Below are 17,798 nucleotides of genomic sequence, written 5' to 3' on the forward strand. Positions count from 1 at the left end.
AGAACGTCATGAGCCGAGCTTTTGTAAACGAGGACAACGCCGCCGCCCAGGCCGACCAGCCGGTAGAGCGCCAGGTCAGCGAGCAACCCAACCGCCTTACCGCGCAAGGGCTGGCGCAGTTGCAGGCCAAGGTTGCGCAGTTGCAGCACGAATATGGCCTGGAATCCGCCAAAGACGATAAACAGCGCCAGGCGGATCTTGAACGGGATTTGCGTTACTTCAACCAACGGGTGCAAAGCGCCCAAGTGGTGGCACCCGCAACGTCCACCGACAAGGTGCAGATCGGCAGTTGGGTGACCTTCGCCAATGAGCTGGACGAACAGCAACGCATCCAATTGGTCGGTGAAGACCAGGCCGACGCCGGCGCAGGCTTGATCAATTGGGGGTCGCCCCTGGGCCGCGCCTTGCTGGGCGCCCAGGTCGGCGACGAGGTGCTGTGGCAACGCCCCGTCGGCGATCAGTTGATCGAAGTGCTGCGGATCGAGCCCGAGGCCTAGACGATGCCTTGGGCCAGCATCGCGTCGGCCACTTTGACGAAGCCTGCGATGTTGGCGCCTTTGACGTAGTTGATGCGGCCGTTTTCTTCGCCGTAGTGCACGCAGGCATGGTGGATCGACTGCATGATGTTGTGCAGCTTGCTGTCCACTTCACCGGCGGTCCACAGCAGGCGCATGGCGTTCTGCGACATTTCCAGGCCACTCACGGCCACGCCACCGGCATTGGACGCCTTGCCCGGGGCGAACAGGATGCCGGCCTCGATAAAGATATCCACAGCCTCCAAGGTGGTCGGCATATTGGCGCCTTCGGCCACGCAGAGGCAGCCGTTGCGCAGCAGGGTACGGGCGGCCTCAGCGTCGAGTTCGTTCTGGGTGGCACAGGGCAGTGCGATATCGCAGGCCAGTTCCCAAGGGGTTTTACCGGCGCGGAATTCCAGGCCATAACGCGAAGCCAGTTCGCTGATGCGCCCGCGCTGCACGTTTTTCAGCTCCAGCAGGGCCGACCATTGCACCTCAGTCAAACCGCTCTCGGCGTACAGAGTGCCTTCGGAATCAGACAGGGAAATCACCTTGCCGCCCAGGTCCATGACTTTGCGCGCCGCATATTGCGCCACGTTGCCGGAACCGGACACCGCCACGCGCTTGCCTTCAACCCGCTGGTTGTTGCGCTTGAGCATTTCTTCGGCGAAGTACACGCAGCCGAAACCGGTGGCTTCCGGGCGGATCAGGCTGCCGCCGTAGGTCATGCCCTTGCCGGTCAGCACCGAGGTAAATTGGTTGCTCAAGCGCTTGTACTGGCCGAACAAGAAGCCGATCTCTCGGGCGCCCACGCCGATATCGCCGGCCGGCACGTCCACATCCGCACCGATATGGCGATACAGCTCGCTCATGAAGGCCTGGCAGAAGCGCATGACTTCGGCGTCGCTCTTACCTTTTGGATCAAAGTCCGAGCCGCCTTTGCCGCCGCCCATGGGCAGCGACGTCAGAGAGTTCTTGAAGGTCTGCTCGAAGGCGAGGAATTTCAGCACGCCCAGGTTGACCGACGGGTGGAAGCGCAAGCCGCCTTTGTAAGGGCCGATGGCGCTGTTCATCTGGATACGGAAACCGCGATTGACCTGGACCTTGCCATGATCATCCACCCACGACACCCGGAAGGTAATCGCGCGTTCCGGCTCGCAGATGCGCTCCAGGATGCCCGAGGTCAGGTAGTGGGGGTTGGCTTCGAGAAACGGCCACAGGCTGCGTAGGACTTCTTCTACGGCCTGGTGGAATTCTGGCTGGTCGGGGTCGCGCTTCTTGAGGCGGGCCAGGAAGGATTCGACGGATTCGATCATGAAAAGTCTCGGCAAATTGATTGTTTTTAAATGAGATTGAGCCGGACTTTAACAATTCATGTCGCACCGCGACAGGGCAAAATGTCGCCTTTGTGAATTTAAATGGTGCATTGGATATAAATCAAAGGCCATTTTTGCCCTTAAACAGGGATTTCAGCTCAAGCGATGCACCAATAGTCACACAGCTATCGGGGGCAAGCCCCCTCCCACATTCGAAGGCAAAAAAAACGGAGCCCGAAGGCTCCGCTCTTTCATAACACCCGCCCGAATCAGGCCAGTTTTTTGTGCCGTACACGGTGCGGCTGGGCAGCGGCTTCGCCCAGGCGCTTCTTACGGTCCGCTTCGTACTCGGTGTAGTTACCTTCGAAGAACACCGCTTGCGAGTCGTCTTCGTACGCCAGGATGTGCGTCGCGACGCGGTCAAGGAACCACCGATCGTGAGAGATCACAATGGCAGCACCCGGGAAGTCCAGCAGGGCTTCTTCCAGGGAACGCAGGGTTTCAACGTCGAGGTCGTTGGACGGTTCGTCGAGCAGCAGGACGTTGCCGCCCTCTTTCAGGGTCAGGGCCAGGTGCAAGCGACCACGCTCACCACCGGACAGGTCCTTGACGAATTTTTGCTGGTCGCCGCCCTTGAAGTTGAAGCGACCCACGTAGGTACGCGACGGGATTTCATAGTTGCCGATGCGGATCTGGTCGGAGCCGTCGGAAATCTGCTGGAACACAGTCTTGCTGCCGTCGAGGTCTTCGCGGCTCTGGTCCACGCAGGCCAGCTGCACGGTTTCGCCGACTTCGATGGTGCCCGAATCCGGGGTTTCCTTGCCCATCAGCATGCGGAACAGCGTGGATTTACCCGCACCGTTACCACCGATTACGCCGACGATCGCGCCTTTTGGCATGGAGAACGACAGGTTGTCGATCAGCACGCGGTCGCCATAGCCTTTGGAAACGTTCTTGAACTCGATGACCTTGTCACCCAGGCGCGGACCGGCCGGGATGTAGATTTCGTTGGTTTCCGAACGCTTCTGGAATTCCTGCGATTGCATTTCTTCAAAGCGTTGCAGACGGGCCTTGGACTTGGACTGGCGGGCCTTGGCGCCTTTGCGCACCCACTCCAGTTCTTCCTTCATGGCCTTTTCGTGGGCCGATTGCTGCTTGGATTCGGCAGCCAGACGGTCGGACTTGGCTTCCAGCCAACCGGAGTAGTTGCCCTCGTAAGGGATCCCGGCGCCACGGTCGAGTTCGAGGATCCAGCCGGCGACGTTGTCCAGGAAGTAGCGGTCGTGCGTGATCGCAACCACGGTGCCCGGGAAATCGTGAAGGAAGTGTTCCAGCCAGGCGACGGAATCGGCATCCAAGTGGTTGGTCGGTTCGTCGAGCAGCAGCATGTCGGGGGCCGATAGCAGCAGACGGCACAAGGCCACGCGGCGCTTCTCGCCACCGGACAGGTGTTCGACCTTGGCGTCCCACGCCGGCAGGCGCAGCGCGTCGGCGGCGACTTCCAGCTGGCGCTCCAGGTTGTGGCCGTCGCCGGCCTGCAGGATCGCTTCGAGCTTGGCCTGCTCGGCGGCCAGTTTGTCGAAGTCGGCGTCCGGTTCGGCGTAGGCGGCGTAGACCTCGTCCAGGCGTGCCTGGGCGTTCTTGATTACGCTGACGGCCTCTTCGACCACTTCACGCACGGTCTTGGTCGGGTCCAGGATCGGCTCTTGCGGCAGGTAGCCGATGTTCAGATCTGGCATCGGGCGGGCTTCGCCTTCGAACTCGGTGTCGACGCCGGCCATGATTTTCAGCAGCGTGGATTTACCCGAACCGTTGAGGCCGAGTACGCCGATCTTGGCGCCTGGGAAAAAGGACAGCGAAATGTTTTTCAGGATTTCCCGCTTCGGGGGGACAACTTTGCCCAGCCGATGCATGGTGAAGACGTATTGAGCCATGGAGAACCTAGCGTCAGTGACTGATGAATTAAGCGGACGAAGCCCGTGCCAGGCCATGCGCGGCGCGGGCCGTTGACTATCATCAATGCCTGCGTGCGGTATAAAGCCTGAATATCTGGGGCTGGAACGCCCCCGCGTAACCGGCAAAGCTACCTGAATGCGCTTGGTCAGTCCAGCCAGGCAAGGGCTGGCACTTTGCCACAAGTCAAGGCATGCTAGCCGCCCTCCGGGCGTCCGGCTTATAGTGCACGTCGCGCGCCAGTCCAGCCAAACCGCAGGATCACAGCTTGTCCAAAGTCACGCCGCCAACTCCCCTGCGCGCCGCTCATATCGCGCCGGGAGCGCCCCTGCACGGCACCCTCAAAGGCGCATTGGCGACGCTTGTCCTCATGCTGCTCGCGTTATTGTTCTGGCAACTTCTGGACCAACTGCAGCAAAACCAGAAGAACCAGCAGCAATACACCATCGACTACAGCGCCGACCTGGCTGAACAGATCAGCCTGAACATGGCCCTCAGCGCAAAGATCGCCCTGAACCTGCTGCCGATGGTCGAGCCGCCGCGTGACAGCGAACAGCAACAGGCCTTGATGCGGACCTTGCAACGTTCGTTGCCGGAACTGCGCAGCATCGCCCTGCTTGCCCCCAGCGGCGCAATGATCAGTGACAGCGCCACTGACAGCCAGGACAGCGCCTGGCTCGAAGAACTGGTGCAACGCAGCCACGGCCAGTCCTATTACCTGAGCAACAGCAACGACGGCACCCTCATCTATCTCTTGTTGCACCAGCCCAGCGGCGGCTCACGGATGTATTGGGCGCTGCGCCTGGCGCCCAACTACCTGACCAACCTCACCCGCCAGGACGGCCAGGGCCAACGCCCGATGTGGGCCATCGAAAACCGCCTCAACCATCGCGTGGTCAGCCGTGACAGTGGCATGCCCGCGCAGTGGGCCTCGGCGCTGACCCCGGACGAATTGAACAAAAGCGTGCTGGTCACCCCCCTGAGCAAAAGCGACTGGCAATTGCGCGGGCTGTTCGACCGCAGCGCCGTGCTGGAGCAACTGCTGCCGGCCTTCATCGGCAAATGCCTGCTGGGCCTGGCGTTCTCGTTGATCCCGGTGATCGTGCTGCTGAACATGCGCCGCCGTCAGCGCCAGGTGCATGAAGGCCGTCGACGCTACCAGGATATTTTCGAAGGCACCGGCGTTGCCCTCTGCGTGCTGGACCTGTCGGGGCTGAATGCGTTCTTCGACAAGACTCGGTTGGAAACCCGCGAGCAACTGCACGCCTGGCTGCAGGACAACTCCGGCGAGCGCCAGCAACTGCTCAAGGAACTGCGCGTCACCGAGGTCAACCAGGTGGCGGTCAGCCTGCTGAACGTGGGTTCCTGCGAACAGGCCTGGGAGCGCCTGATCGATGACTGCCCACGCAACGCTACGTCCATCGGTTACCAGATTCTCGAAGCCGTCCTAACCCAACAAAGCCAGTTGGAGCTGGAAATCCAGCTCAAGGACGTGGCCGGCAACGATCAATACCTGTGGCTGGTGATGCGTCTGCCCGAGCAGCAGGACGATTTCAAGGCGGTGATCCTCAGCATCAGCGATATCACCAGCCGCAAGCTGATCGAACTGTCGCTGGTGGAACGCGAGAGTTTCTGGTCGGACGTGGTGCGCACCGTGCCCGACCACCTGTATGTGCAGGATGTGATCAGCCAGCGCATGATTTTCAGCAACCACCACCTGGGCCACACCCTCGGCTATAACAAGGCCGAATTGCAGCAAATGGGCGAGTACTTCTGGGAAATCCTGCTGCACCCCGAAGACGCCGAGCATTACCACGACTTGCGCCAGCAACAGCGCCAGGTCGGCTACACCACCCAACTGCAATGCCAGTTGCGCTTCCGTCACCGCAATAACGAATGGCGACGCTTCGATATTCGCGAACAAGCCCTGGCGCGGGACAAGACCGCGCAGATCACCCGCATCATCGGCGTAGCCAAGGACATTACCGACCAGATCGAAGCCAGCGAATCCCTGCGCGACAGCGAACAACGCTACCGCATGCTGGCTGAAAGCATCAGCGACGTGATCTGCTCCACCGACAGCCAGTTGGCCCTCAACTACATCAGCCCATCGGTCAACGCCGTGCTCGGCTATGACGTGGACTGGGTGTTCAAGAACGGTTGGCAATCGATCATCGCCAATCCACAGCAACTGACCGGCATTTACAGCCTGATGGAACAGGTCAGCCGCGCGCTGGGCGACCCCGAGGCACTGAACAGGCTGCGTGATGAGATCCAGACCCAGCTGTTCCTGTTCGACTGTCTGCGCGCCGACGGCCGCAAGGTGCCGATCGAGCTGCGCCTGGTGCTGGTGTGGGACGAACACGGCGCTTTCGAGGGCATCCTTGGGGTGGGCCGCGATATCAGCCAGCAACGCCGCGCCGAGAAAGACCTGCGCATGGCGGCCACGGTCTTCGAACACTCAACCTCAGCGATCCTGATCACTGACCCCGCCGGCTATATCGTGCAGGCCAACGAGGCGTTCAGCCGGGTCAGCGGCTATGCGGTCAGCGATGTGCTCGACCAGTTGCCGAACATGCTCACCGTCGACGAACAACAGGAAGCCCACCTGCGCTACGTGCTCAAGCAGTTGCACCAGCACAGCACCTGGGAAGGCGAAGTGTGGCTAAAGCGTCGCAATGGCGAGCATTACCCGGCGTGGGTCGGCATTACTGCCGTGTTCGACGATGAAGGTGACCTGGCCAGCTATGTATGCTTTTTCAGTGACATCAGCGAGCGCAAGGCCAGCGAACAGCGCATCCACCGCCTGGCCTACTACGACGCCCTGACCCACCTGCCCAACCGCACGCTGTTCCAGGACCGCCTGCACACCGCGCTGCAGTCGGCGGAACGGCAGAAGTCGTGGGTGGTGCTGATGTTCCTCGACCTCGACCGCTTCAAGCCGATCAACGACTCCCTGGGCCACGCCGCCGGCGACCGCATGCTCAAGGAGATGGCCACCCGCCTGCTGGGCTGCGTCGCCGAAGACGACACCGTGGCGCGCATGGGCGGCGACGAGTTCACCTTGCTCCTGCAACCACGGGTCAACCGTGACATGGCACTCAACCGCGCGATTCATGTGGCCGAGCAGATCCTCGCCAGCCTGGTGAAACCCTTCGTGCTGGAGGGCCGTGAGTTCTTTGTGACCGCCAGTATCGGTATCGCCCTGAGCCCGCAGGACGGCAACGAACTGAGCCAGTTGATGAAAAACGCCGACACGGCGATGTATCACGCCAAGGAACGCGGCAAGAACAACTTCCAGTTCTACCAGGCCGACATGAACGCCAGCGCCCTGGAACGCCTGGAGCTGGAAAGCGATCTGCGCCATGCGCTGGAGCAGAACGAATTCGTGCTCTATTACCAACCGCAGTTCAGCGGCGACGGCAAACGCCTGACCGGCGCCGAAGCCCTGCTGCGCTGGCGTCATCCGCGCCGCGGCCTGGTGCCGCCGGGGGACTTCATCCCGGTGCTGGAAGAGTTGGGCCTGGTGGTGGATGTGGGCGACTGGGTAATCAGCGAGGCCTGCCGCCAGCTCAAGACCTGGCACCAGAACAAGGTGCGCGTGCCGAAAGTCTCGGTGAACATCTCGGCGCGGCAATTCTCCGACGGCCAGTTGGGTACGCGCATCGCCACCATCCTCAAAGACACCGGCTTGCCGCCGGCGTGCCTGGAGCTGGAGTTGACCGAAAGTATCCTGATGCGTGAGGTCAACGAGGCCATGCAGATCCTCGACAGCCTGAAGAACCTGGGCCTGAGCATTGCGGTCGACGACTTTGGCACCGGTTACTCGTCGCTCAACTACCTCAAGCAGTTCCCCATCGACGTGCTGAAGATCGACCGTACCTTCGTCGACGGCCTGCCTTCCGGCGAACAGGACGCGCAGATCGCCCGCGCCATTATCGCCATGGCCCACAGCCTGAACCTGGCGGTGATCGCCGAGGGTGTGGAAACCCATGAGCAGCTGGATTTCCTGCGTGAGCATGGCTGTGATGAAGTGCAGGGCTATCTGTTTGGACGGCCGATGCCGGCGAATCGGTTCGAGGCGCAGTTCAGCAATGATGCGCTGTTCATGTTCGACTGAAATTCTGCGGTGAGGCTACAGGCCTCATCGGGGGCAAGCCCCCTCCCACATTCTGATCTGCGAACACATTCAACTGTGGGAGGGGGCTTGCCACCGATCAGGCACTCACAGCCACCGCCTATCCCCAGATGAGCCCCACTTGTCCGCGACATGATGTCCTTTCATATGCCATCTAAAACCCATTGGGTTAGAATGCCCTCCTTTTCTGCCCCCGATCCTTGAGGACCGCCATGTTCAGCCGTGATTTGACTATTGCCAAGTACGACGCCGATCTCTTCGCCGCCATGGAGCAAGAAGCCGTGCGCCAGGAAGAGCACATTGAGCTGATCGCTTCGGAAAACTACACCAGCCCTGCGGTGATGGAGGCTCAAGGCTCGGTTCTGACCAACAAGTACGCCGAAGGCTACCCAGGCAAGCGCTACTACGGTGGTTGCGAGTACGTCGACGTGGTTGAGCAACTGGCCATCGACCGTGCCAAGGAACTGTTCGGCGCCGATTACGCCAACGTCCAGCCACACGCCGGTTCCCAAGCCAACAGCGCCGTGTACCTGGCCCTGCTGCAAGGCGGCGACACCATCCTGGGCATGAGCCTGGCCCACGGCGGTCACCTGACCCACGGCGCCAGCGTTTCCTCCTCCGGCAAGCTGTACAACGCCGTTCAATACGGTATCGATGCCAACGGCCTGATCGACTACGACGAAGTCGAGCGCCTGGCGGTTGAACACAAGCCAAAAATGATCGTGGCCGGTTTCTCTGCCTACTCGCAGATCCTGGACTTCCCACGCTTCCGCGCCATCGCTGACAAGGTGGGTGCGTACCTGTTCGTCGACATGGCCCACGTGGCCGGTCTGGTCGCCGCTGGCGTCTACCCGAACCCGGTGCCTTTCGCTGACGTCGTGACCACCACCACCCACAAGACCCTGCGCGGTCCACGTGGCGGCCTGATCCTGGCTCGCGCCAACGCCGACATCGAGAAGAAGCTGAACTCCGCTGTCTTCCCAGGCGCCCAGGGTGGCCCGCTGGAGCACGTGATCGCCGCCAAAGCGATCTGCTTCAAGGAAGCGCTGCAGCCTGAGTTCAAGACCTACCAGCAACAAGTGGTCAAGAACGCCCAGGCCATGGCCAGCGTGTTCATCGAGCGCGGCTTTGACGTAGTGTCTGGCGGTACCGAGAACCACCTGTTCCTGCTGTCGCTGATCAAGCAGGACATTTCCGGTAAAGATGCTGACGCTGCCCTGGGCAAAGCCTTCATCACCGTGAACAAGAACTCCGTACCGAACGACCCACGTTCGCCGTTCGTCACTTCCGGCCTGCGCTTCGGCACCCCGGCGGTGACCACTCGTGGCTTCAAGGAAGCAGAGTGCAAGGAACTGGCTGGCTGGATCTGCGACATCCTGGCAGACCTGAACAACGAAGCCGTGATCGACGCGGTACGTGAGAAGGTCAAGGCCATCTGCAAGAAGCTGCCGGTGTACGGCGCTTGATTGCAGTTGCTTGAATAAGAAGCCCGGCTGAAGAGCCGGGCTTTTTTATGCCAATTCCAGTTTGAAATACAGTTAATTGTGGGAGGGGGCTTGCCCCCGATAGCAGTGTGTCAGTCACAGAGTTATCTACTGACACACCCTCATCGGGGGCAAGCCCCCTCCCACATTTGATTGTGTTTCAAGTCAGGGTTGGTAGACCTTGGCAAAACCTTCGCGAATCTTGTCTTCGGGCAACTCGTCGGCAATAAACACGATCACACTCTCCCGTGCCTCACCCTCCTCCCACTCCGTGTCCCAATCAAAGCCGTACAGCTTCAGCACGCCCTGGAACACCATGCGCCGGTCTTCCCCGGCAATGTTCAGCACGCCCTTGTAGCGCAGCAGTTGTTTGCCGTGGTCTTCCAGCAGTTCGTTCATGAACTCACTGAGTCGATCGATATCCAGCGGCTGGTCGGTGCGCAGCACCAAGCTGGAAATACGGTCGAGGGACGGCGCGGCGCGCACCGGGCGCAGGCTCATGCCCGCGTTGAGGTTGAAGCCGCGCACATCGAGCAATTCGGCCAGGTCGATATTGCCATGGTCGACCACACGAATCGGCGCACGCCGGTTGATGCGGGTCAGGCGCTCACTGAGTGCCTCGAAGGTGACGTCATCCACCAGGTCGCGCTTGCTCACCAGCAGACGGTCGGCAAAGCCGATCTGGGCCTGGGCAATGGTCTGGGTCAGGTGGTGCTCGGCGTGGGCCGCGTCCACCAGGGTGATGATGCCGTCGAGGATGTAGCGCTCACGCAATTCCTCGTCGATGAAAAAGGTCTGGGCCACCGGCGCCGGGTCGGCCAGGCCGGTGCACTCGATCACTAGGCGGTCGAAGGCGATCTCGCCGCTGTCCAGGCGCTCGAGCAGCAGGTACAGGGCCTTGGTCAGGTCGGTGTGGATGGTGCAGCACACGCAGCCGTTGGACAGGGTCATGACTTGCACCGGTTCTGCGCCCAACAGCTGGGTGTCGATACCGGCGTCACTGAATTCGTTTTCGATCACGGCGATTTTCAGGCCGTGCTCGGCTTTGAGCAGGTGGCGCAGCAAGGTGGTCTTGCCGGCGCCGAGGAAGCCGCTGAGGATCGTTACCGGGATGGGAGAGGACAAAGAATTCTCCTTGAAGAAACATAAAACAAATGTGGGAGGGGGCTTGCCCCCGATAGCAGTGTGTCAGGCACTTATCTTTCACTGACACATCACTATCGGGAGCAAGCCCCCTCCCACAGGGATATTGCGTTAACTCAACAGCACTTGGGCCCACCCTTGCCGCCGTAACGGGCTTCCTGGCGCTCCCGGAAGAACGCCTTGTAGTCCATCACCGGCTTGTCCGGGTGTTTGGTTTGCATATGCTCGACGTAGGTGTCGTAGTCGGGCATGCCGACCATCAGGCGCGCGGCCTGACCGAGGTATTTACCGAGGCGACTGATGTCATTGAACATGGTTGCAACCCTCGATTACGCGTCCGGTACAGCCTGGAACGGGGCTTCTTTATCCGTACGCTCTTTGTTGCCCCAGGCGGCGACGCCGACCTTGAGCGCATAGAACAGGATGCTGAACACCACGAACAGGAACAGCGCCGTCAGCGTTGCGTTGGTGTAGGCGTTGTAGATCACGTGCTGCATCTGATCGATGCTCTTGGCCGGGGCCAGGATCTGGCCGTTGGCCAATGCATCGCTGTACTTCTTCGCCAGGGAGAGGAAGCCGATCGCCGGGTTCGCGTCGAACAGCTTGATGAAGCCCGCCGTGGTGGTGCAGATCAGCAGCCAGACAGCCGGCAGCATGGTCACCCAGATGTAGCGTTGGCGTTTCATTTTGATCAGCACAACGGTAGCCAGCATCAGCGCGATACCCGCCAGCATCTGGTTGGAGATACCGAACAGCGGCCACAAGGTGTTGATGCCGCCCAGTGGGTCGATCACGCCTTGATACAGCAGGTAACCCCACATCGCCACGCAACCGGCGGTTGCGATCAGGTTGGCGGTCCACGACTCGGTGCGTTTCAGCGCCGGCACGAACGAGCCCAGCAGGTCCTGCAGCATGAAGCGACCGGCACGGGTACCGGCGTCTACCGCCGTGAGGATGAACAGGGCTTCGAACAGGATCGCAAAGTGGTACCAGAACGCCATGGTGTTTTCACCCGGCAGTACGCTGTGCAGGATCTGTGCGATACCGACCGCCAGGGTCGGTGCACCACCGGCACGGGCCAGGATGGTGGTCTCACCGATGTCATGGGCCACGGCTTGCAGCGCCTCAGGCGTGATCGCAAAACCCCAGCTGCTGACGGTTTGCGCCACGGCAACCACATCACCACCGACCACGGCGGCCGGGCTGTTCATGGCGAAGTACACGCCAGGTTCGATCACCGACGCGGCGACCATCGCCATGATGGCCACGAACGACTCCATCAGCATGCCGCCGTAACCGATGTAGCGGGCGTTGGTTTCGTTGTCCAGCAGCTTGGGCGTGGTGCCCGAGGAGATCAGCGCATGGAAACCCGAGACCGCACCACAGGCAATGGTGATGAACAGGAACGGGAACAGGCCGCCCTTCCACACCGGGCCGGTGCCGTCGATGAACTGGGTCAGGGCCGGCATTTTCAGCTCTGGCATGGTGACCAGGATGCCGATCGCCAGGGCAATGATGGTGCCGATTTTCAGGAAGGTGGAGAGATAGTCACGCGGTGCCAGGATCAGCCACACCGGCAGAACAGCGGCGACGAAACCGTAGCCGATCAGCATCCAGGTAATTTGAATGCCGGTAAAGGTGAAGGCCTTGGCCCAGACCGGATCAGCGGCAATCTGCCCGCCCAGCCAGATCGAACCCAGCAGCAACAGCACGCCGATGATCGAGATTTCACCAATGCGGCCCGGGCGGATGTAGCGCATGTAGATGCCCATGAACATCGCGATCGGGATGGTCGCCATCACCGTGAAAATGCCCCATGGGCTCTCGGCCAGCGCCTTGACCACGATCAGCGCCAGCACCGCGAGGATGATGATCATGATCAGGAAGCAGCCGAACAGCGCGATGGTCCCCGGGATGCGGCCCATCTCTTCGCGAACCATGTCCCCCAGGGAGCGGCCATTGCGACGGGTGGACAGGAACAGGACCATGAAGTCCTGCACCGCACCGGCCAGCACCACGCCGGCAATCAGCCAGAGCGTGCCGGGCAGGTAACCCATTTGCGCCGCCAGTACCGGGCCGACCAGCGGGCCTGCACCGGCAATCGCCGCAAAGTGGTGACCGAAAAGGATGTGTTTGTTGGTCGGCACATAGTCCAGACCATCGTTGTTGAGCACTGCGGGGGTGGCCCGCCGTGGATCGAGCTGCATCACATTATTAGCGATGAACAGACTGTAGTAGCGGTACGCAACCAGATAGATGGCCACAGCAGCGACCACAATCCACAAGGCGTTGATCGCCTCGCCGCGGCGCAAGGCCACTACGCCCAGGGCGCACGCTCCTACGATTGCCAGCACCAGCCAGGGTAGGTGGCGTAGCAGGCTATTATTATTTTTCATTTTTGTATTCCAGCCAGGGTGGACAGAAAGGACAGCCATCCGGAGTTTAGCGCTACTGGACTTAAAGGCCACCCCCCTACGTTGGTCTAGAGCCTTCTGCGGACAAAAAAAGCAGAAAACCTGGGCCAATAATGACGCACGGCTACAATCCCCCTATCCCCGGAGGGCTTCACCATGACCGAGCAACCGTCTGACCGCCGTCGTTTCCGCCGCATCGCCTTTGATGCCAAGACCGAAATTAGGCAAAACGGCCGCGAATGGCCTGTGCAATTGGTGGATCTGTCGCTAAAAGGCCTGCTGGTGCAACGGCCGGAAGACTGGAAGGGCAACAAGGCGCTGCCGTTCGACGTCGACATCCGCCTGGATCCCAAGGCGCATATAAAGATGCAGGTGCGACTGACCCATGAGGATCCTGGGCAACTGGGTTTTGTGTGTCAGCACATCGACCTGGACTCGATCAGCCACTTGCGGCGGTTGATCGAGTTGAACCTGGGTGATGAGGATGAGCTGCACCGAGAGTTGGCCGCCTTGCTGGAAGTGTGACGACTCAGGGAAATGCCGTACGCGCCGGAAAGTCGCTTTCCGACTCCCAGAAGCCGGCTTTCTGAGTCGACGCGGCCTGCCAGAGGCCATCGGCAAAACGGTAGGTGGTGTAACGGGTGGCAAAGTCTTCGTCCCCATCACCGTCCATGAAGGACGACACTTGCAGCAATTCATCCGCCCCGCCCGCGGTTGGCGTCGCCGCCTGCCAGGCGGCCTTGCCGGTCTGGGCCAGGGTCAGTGGCTTGACCTTGCCGTCGGTGCCTGTGTAGTCCATCGGTTTGAGTTGTTGCTTGGCGGGCATTAATAACTGCGTGGCCGGGCCGCTGTAGCTGCCCATCGGCGCGGTCTGGTCGATGACCAGGAAATACACCGTCTCCGGCAAACCCTTGAGCGGGGCTTTCTTGACCTCGGCCAACGGGTAACCGAGGTATTCATGGGCGATCACGTCGCCGGAGGCCGACACTAAGCGCACCTGGGCTTCCAGCAACGGTTTTTCCACCAGGTCGCCGGGCTCGTCGAACGAGTCCTCATCCAGGCCATTGCCCCAACTGCCCTTGTGCAACTGAGCGCTGATGCGCTGGTCTTCGAGCACCTGTAGAACGCTGCCGTCATCCGTTGCCAGCTTTTGCGCCAGACGATAACCGGCGGGCAACTCGGCCCACGCCAAAGCGGGCAACCCGGCCAAGGCGACAAACAGGGCGACTGCGCCCCAGCATTTCGATGGTTGCATGGCATTCATCCCTGATTTATTCGAACAGTGCATCCAGCGCCTGCTCCAGGCGCGTGACCCCAATAATTTTTATGCCTGGCGGCGACTCTTTCGGCGCATTGCCCTTGGGCACGATTGCGCGTTTAAAGCCGTGCTTGGCCGCTTCTTTCAACCGTTCCTGACCACTCGGTACCGGGCGCACTTCGCCCGACAGGCCGACCTCGCCAAACACCAGCAGGTCGTGAGGCAGCGGTTTATTGCGCAAGCTCGACATGACCGCCGCCATCAACGCCAGGTCGGACGCTGTCTCCAGCACCTTGACCCCGCCCACAACGTTGAGGAACACGTCCTGGTCGTGGGTCGGAATGCCGCCATGCCGGTGCAATACCGCCAGCAACATCGCCAACCGGTTCTGATCCAGGCCCAGGGTCACGCGGCGCGGGTTGGCCAGGTGGCTGTCATCCACCAACGCCTGCACTTCCACCAGCATCGGGCGGGTGCCTTCCCACGTTGCCATCACCACGCTGCCCGGGACTTCTTCCTGGGCACGGGTCAGAAAGATCGCTGACGGGTTGGAGACCTCTTTCAGTCCCCGGTCGGTCATGGCGAACACGCCCAATTCGTTTACCGCCCCAAAGCGGTTCTTCACCGCCCGCAGCAAACGCAGGCGGCCATCCGATTCACCTTCGAAATACAGCACCGTGTCGACCATATGCTCCAGCACCCGAGGCCCGGCCAGCGCGCCTTCTTTGGTGACGTGGCCGACCAGGAAGATCGCCGTGCCACTCTGCTTGGCATACCGCACCAGCAGCGCCGCGCTCTCGCGCACCTGGGACACGCCGCCCGGCGCCGATTGCAACTGCTCGGTGAAAATGGTCTGGATCGAGTCGATCACCATGACCTTGGGCTTTTCGATACGGGCCGTGGCGATGATGCTTTCGATGCAGGTTTCGGTCATGACCCGCAATTGGTCCTGAGGCAACCCCAGGCGGCGCGCGCGCATGGCCACTTGCTGCTGGGATTCTTCGCCGGTGACGTACAGCGCCGGCATGCGGCTGGCGATGCTGCACAGGGTTTGCAGCAAAATCGTCGATTTGCCGATGCCCGGGTCACCGCCGATCAGCACCACCGAGCCGTCCACCAGGCCGCCGCCCAAGACGCGGTCCAGCTCGCCGGAAGCGGTGGAAAAACGCGGGATCTCTTCGACGCTGACTTCAGCCAGGGTCTTGATCTGCGCCTGCTGCCCGGTCCAGCCGGCACGGCCGGTGGGGGCCGCCGCACCGCCGCTCTCGATCATGGTTTCAGTCAGGGTGTTCCACGCACCGCACTCGGTGCACTGGCCAGCCCACTTGGGAAAGGTCGCGCCGCACTCCGTGCAGCCGTACATGCGCTTGGCCTTTGCCATTTGAGAACCTCCAACCGAAAAACCGCGATGATAGCTCAGCGCGACGCCGGGGTCCGGATTTCACCACTGGCCAAGCGTGAAGCACTGTTGCCGACCGGGTCCTCGGCGTTGAGATCAGCCCCCTTGGCCTTGAGTTCATCCAGCAACTCGACACGCTTGAACAGCCCGGCGTACATAGCCGCTGTCTGCCCGGCGCCGTTGCGTTGGTCGGGGTTGCAGTCGGTGGCGAGCAGGCGCTGGGCAATCTTCAGTTCGCCTTTGAAAATCGCCCCCATCAGTGCGGTGTTGCCGCGTTTGTCCTGCACGCAGGCGTCGGCACCGGCAGTGAGCAGGCGTTCCACGAACGGCCCCTGGCCGTGGTAGGCGGCAAGGATCAGCGCGGTATAGCCCTTGTCGTCCTGGGAGTTGAGGCTGTAGCCGGCATCAATGAAGGTGTTGAGCATGTCGAGGTCGCCACGGCGGGCGGCGTCGAAGTAGTAGTCCTGCAACTGGGCCTTGAGCGCTACCGGGTCGGGAGTCTCGGCATGGGCGACAAAGGCCAGCATGGTCATCAGCAAGCCGATAGAAATTCGCATGGTTGTTCTCCTGCCAGGGGTCGACGCCCGTATCGGGGCGTCGACCGTAACCAACGGATCAGTCGGTCAGTTTTTCCGCCAGCGCCTTCACGCGCGCCAGGTCACCCTTGGCCACCTTGGCCACGCCGGTGCCGTATTCGGGGTCGGCTTTGTAGAGGAACGACAGGATGATGTGCTTGCTCTCGTCGTCGGTGGTGGCCAGCGAGCCACCGAAGTTTTCGATCAAGTCCTGACGCTCTTTCTTGCTGTAGGAGCGGTACAAGTCACCCGCCTGCTTGAAGTTCTGCTCACGCTGGATCTTCGCCTGCTGAGTGCTGCCTGACAGCGCCGACTGGCTGTAGCGTGCGGTTTGCGGTTCTTCCCGTGGCAACAGGCGGCTTGGCTGGTAGTTCACTCCGGTGGTGGTCTTGCCGAAGTTCATCGCGCCGTCCTGGTTGCCGTTGTTGACGGTCACCCGTGGGGCGTTGATCGGCAGCTGCAGGGCATTGGCACCCAGGCGGTACATCTGGGTATCGGCGTAGGAGAACACCCGGCCTTGCAGCAGGCGATCTTCCGACGGCTCGATGCCCGGCACCAGGTTGGCCGGGGCCATGGCCACCTGCTCGGTTTCCTGGAACACATTGGCCGGGTTGCGGTTCAGCACCATTTGTCCGACTTTGCGCTCGGGTACATCCGGCCAGATCTTGGTGGCGTCCAGCGGGTCGAAATCGAACTTGGCCAGGTCTTCAGGCTTGAGCACCTGCACGTACAGGTCCCACTTGGGGAAGTCGCCCTTGTTGATGTGGGTGACCAGGTCGTTGGTCATGTGGCTGTAGTCGCGGCCCTGCACTTCGGTGACCTGCTTGGGATCGAGGTTCTTGATGCCTTGCAGGCTTTTCCAGTGGAACTTGACGTAGTGCACTTCACCCTTGGCGTTGATCAGCTTGTAGGCATGCACGCCGTTGCCGTCCATCTCCCGATAACTGGCCGGGGTGCCGGAGTCGGAGTACAGCTCGGTCAGCGTGCGGGTGGCTTCGGGCACGTGGGAGAAGAAGTCGAAGCGACGCGAGTCGTCATCCAGGTTGGTACGCGGGTCTGGCTTGAACGCGTGGACCATGTCCGGGAACTTGATGGCATCACGGATGAAGAATGTCGGGAAGTTGTTGCCCACCAAATCCCAATTGCCTTCGGCGGTGTAGAACTTGGTGGCGAAACCGCGTGGGTCACGCAGGGTTTCCGGGGAGTGGTTGCCGTGGACCACGGCGGAGAAGCGCACGAACACCGGCGTCGCCTCGCCGGCCGCGAACACCTTGGCCTTGGTCAGGTCACTGAGGCCGTCAGTGACGGTAAAGGTGCCGTGGGCGCCGGTGCCACGGGCGTGTACGACGCGCTCGGGGATACGTTCGCGGTCGAAACGCTGCAATTTCTGAATCAACTGCACGTCCTGGAGTAGCACCGGGCCATTGGCGCCGGCGGTTTGCGAGTTCTGGTTGTCACCGACGGCGGCACCGTTATCGCGGGTCAGGTTGGCGGCGTGTACAGACAGGGAAAGCAGGCTGGCGGTCACCAGTACCAGCGCGGATCGGGCTGTAACAGGCCCGCGGCTCATTGGGTTGTTCATCGAGGTTTCCTCTGGTTTTTT

At 61.2% G+C, this 17,798-nt stretch carries 13 protein-coding genes; 4 read left to right on the forward strand and 9 right to left on the reverse strand.

The features are described 5' to 3' along the window. Window positions 1-8 precede the first annotated feature (8 nt). Window positions 9-497: a GreA/GreB family elongation factor gene (locus tag ACZ445_RS26100; protein WP_058427697.1), complete on the forward strand. Its 489-nt coding sequence runs from the start codon at window positions 9-11 to the stop codon at window positions 495-497. Here ACZ445_RS26100 and gdhA read toward each other — a convergent pair. Together gdhA and ettA are read right to left on the reverse strand one after the other, a co-directional pair. Beyond that, a complete protein-coding gene (gene gdhA / locus ACZ445_RS26105) occupies window positions 494-1,831 on the reverse strand; it encodes an NADP-specific glutamate dehydrogenase (protein ID WP_058427698.1) in 1,338 nt (445 codons plus the stop codon). The two genes, ACZ445_RS26100 and gdhA, sit on opposite strands and share 4 nt — an antisense overlap. Before the next feature lie 269 nt (window positions 1,832-2,100). Continuing rightward, complete coding sequence (gene ettA / locus ACZ445_RS26110; protein ID WP_071493613.1) at window positions 2,101-3,765, reverse strand: energy-dependent translational throttle protein EttA; 1,665 nt, start codon at window positions 3,763-3,765, stop codon at window positions 2,101-2,103. Window positions 3,766-4,052: 287 nt separating this feature from the next. Here ettA and ACZ445_RS26115 point away from each other — a divergent pair, with 287 nt between their 5' ends. Together ACZ445_RS26115 and glyA are read left to right on the forward strand one after the other, a co-directional pair. Next, window positions 4,053-7,904 (forward strand): sensor domain-containing protein, encoded by a 3,852-nt coding sequence (locus tag ACZ445_RS26115; protein WP_464707746.1) that lies wholly within the window; start codon window positions 4,053-4,055, stop codon window positions 7,902-7,904. A gap of 230 nt (window positions 7,905-8,134) precedes the next feature. After that, a complete protein-coding gene (gene glyA, locus ACZ445_RS26120; protein WP_058427701.1) occupies window positions 8,135-9,388 on the forward strand; it encodes a serine hydroxymethyltransferase in 1,254 nt (417 codons plus the stop codon). Window positions 9,389-9,571: 183 nt separating this feature from the next. On the opposite strand, the gene yjiA is transcribed toward glyA, so the two are convergent. The 3 genes from yjiA to ACZ445_RS26135 form a co-directional block, all read right to left on the reverse strand. Beyond that, window positions 9,572-10,531 (reverse strand): GTPase, encoded by a 960-nt coding sequence (gene yjiA, locus ACZ445_RS26125; protein ID WP_058427702.1) that lies wholly within the window; start codon window positions 10,529-10,531, stop codon window positions 9,572-9,574. A gap of 134 nt (window positions 10,532-10,665) precedes the next feature. After that, entirely contained in the window at window positions 10,666-10,863 is a 198-nt protein-coding gene (locus ACZ445_RS26130) for a YbdD/YjiX family protein (protein WP_003194308.1), read from the reverse strand. Window positions 10,864-10,878: 15 nt separating this feature from the next. Beyond that, the gene (locus ACZ445_RS26135) at window positions 10,879-12,945 is read right to left on the reverse strand and encodes a carbon starvation CstA family protein (protein WP_058427703.1); all 2,067 of its coding nucleotides are present in this window, start codon (window positions 12,943-12,945) and stop codon (window positions 10,879-10,881) included. 174 nt (window positions 12,946-13,119) lie between these two features. On the opposite strand from ACZ445_RS26135, the gene ACZ445_RS26140 reads away from it, so the two are divergent. Further along, window positions 13,120-13,488, forward strand: coding sequence for a PilZ domain-containing protein (locus ACZ445_RS26140; protein ID WP_058427704.1), 369 nt, complete (start codon window positions 13,120-13,122; stop codon window positions 13,486-13,488). Window positions 13,489-13,492: 4 nt separating this feature from the next. Here ACZ445_RS26140 and ACZ445_RS26145 read toward each other — a convergent pair whose 3' ends face one another. From ACZ445_RS26145 to katB, 4 genes are read right to left on the reverse strand one after another with little or no spacing between them, the layout of a single operon-like run. Next, window positions 13,493-14,227: a hypothetical protein gene (locus ACZ445_RS26145; RefSeq protein WP_464707748.1), complete on the reverse strand. Its 735-nt coding sequence runs from the start codon at window positions 14,225-14,227 to the stop codon at window positions 13,493-13,495. 7 nt (window positions 14,228-14,234) lie between these two features. Then, window positions 14,235-15,602: a DNA repair protein RadA gene (gene radA / locus ACZ445_RS26150; protein ID WP_058427705.1), complete on the reverse strand. Its 1,368-nt coding sequence runs from the start codon at window positions 15,600-15,602 to the stop codon at window positions 14,235-14,237. A 35-nt stretch (window positions 15,603-15,637) separates the two neighbouring features. Then, a complete protein-coding gene (locus ACZ445_RS26155; RefSeq protein WP_058427706.1) occupies window positions 15,638-16,177 on the reverse strand; it encodes an ankyrin repeat domain-containing protein in 540 nt (179 codons plus the stop codon). A 58-nt stretch (window positions 16,178-16,235) separates the two neighbouring features. Further along, complete coding sequence (gene katB, locus ACZ445_RS26160; RefSeq protein ID WP_058427707.1) at window positions 16,236-17,777, reverse strand: catalase KatB; 1,542 nt, start codon at window positions 17,775-17,777, stop codon at window positions 16,236-16,238. Window positions 17,778-17,798: the final 21 nt, after the last annotated feature.

It is taken from the genome of Pseudomonas allii, assembly GCF_055380095.1.

Bases quoted from the DNA above. Each gene is read 5' to 3' on its own strand.
- ACZ445_RS26100 (WP_058427697.1), top strand. From the start codon at position 9: ATGAGCCGAGCTTTTGTAAACGAGGACAACGCCGCCGCCCAGGCCGAC.
- gdhA (WP_058427698.1), bottom strand. From the start codon at position 1,831: ATGATCGAATCCGTCGAATCCTTCCTGGCCCGCCTCAAGAAGCGCGAC.
- ettA (WP_071493613.1), bottom strand. From the start codon at position 3,765: ATGGCTCAATACGTCTTCACCATGCATCGGCTGGGCAAAGTTGTCCCC.
- glyA (WP_058427701.1), top strand. From the start codon at position 8,135: ATGTTCAGCCGTGATTTGACTATTGCCAAGTACGACGCCGATCTCTTC.
- ACZ445_RS26130 (WP_003194308.1), bottom strand. From the start codon at position 10,863: ATGTTCAATGACATCAGTCGCCTCGGTAAATACCTCGGTCAGGCCGCG.
- ACZ445_RS26135 (WP_058427703.1), bottom strand. From the start codon at position 12,945: ATGAAAAATAATAATAGCCTGCTACGCCACCTACCCTGGCTGGTGCTG.
- ACZ445_RS26140 (WP_058427704.1), top strand. From the start codon at position 13,120: ATGACCGAGCAACCGTCTGACCGCCGTCGTTTCCGCCGCATCGCCTTT.
- ACZ445_RS26145 (WP_464707748.1), bottom strand. From the start codon at position 14,227: ATGAATGCCATGCAACCATCGAAATGCTGGGGCGCAGTCGCCCTGTTT.
- radA (WP_058427705.1), bottom strand. From the start codon at position 15,602: ATGGCAAAGGCCAAGCGCATGTACGGCTGCACGGAGTGCGGCGCGACC.
- ACZ445_RS26155 (WP_058427706.1), bottom strand. From the start codon at position 16,177: ATGCGAATTTCTATCGGCTTGCTGATGACCATGCTGGCCTTTGTCGCC.
- katB (WP_058427707.1), bottom strand. From the start codon at position 17,777: ATGAACAACCCAATGAGCCGCGGGCCTGTTACAGCCCGATCCGCGCTG.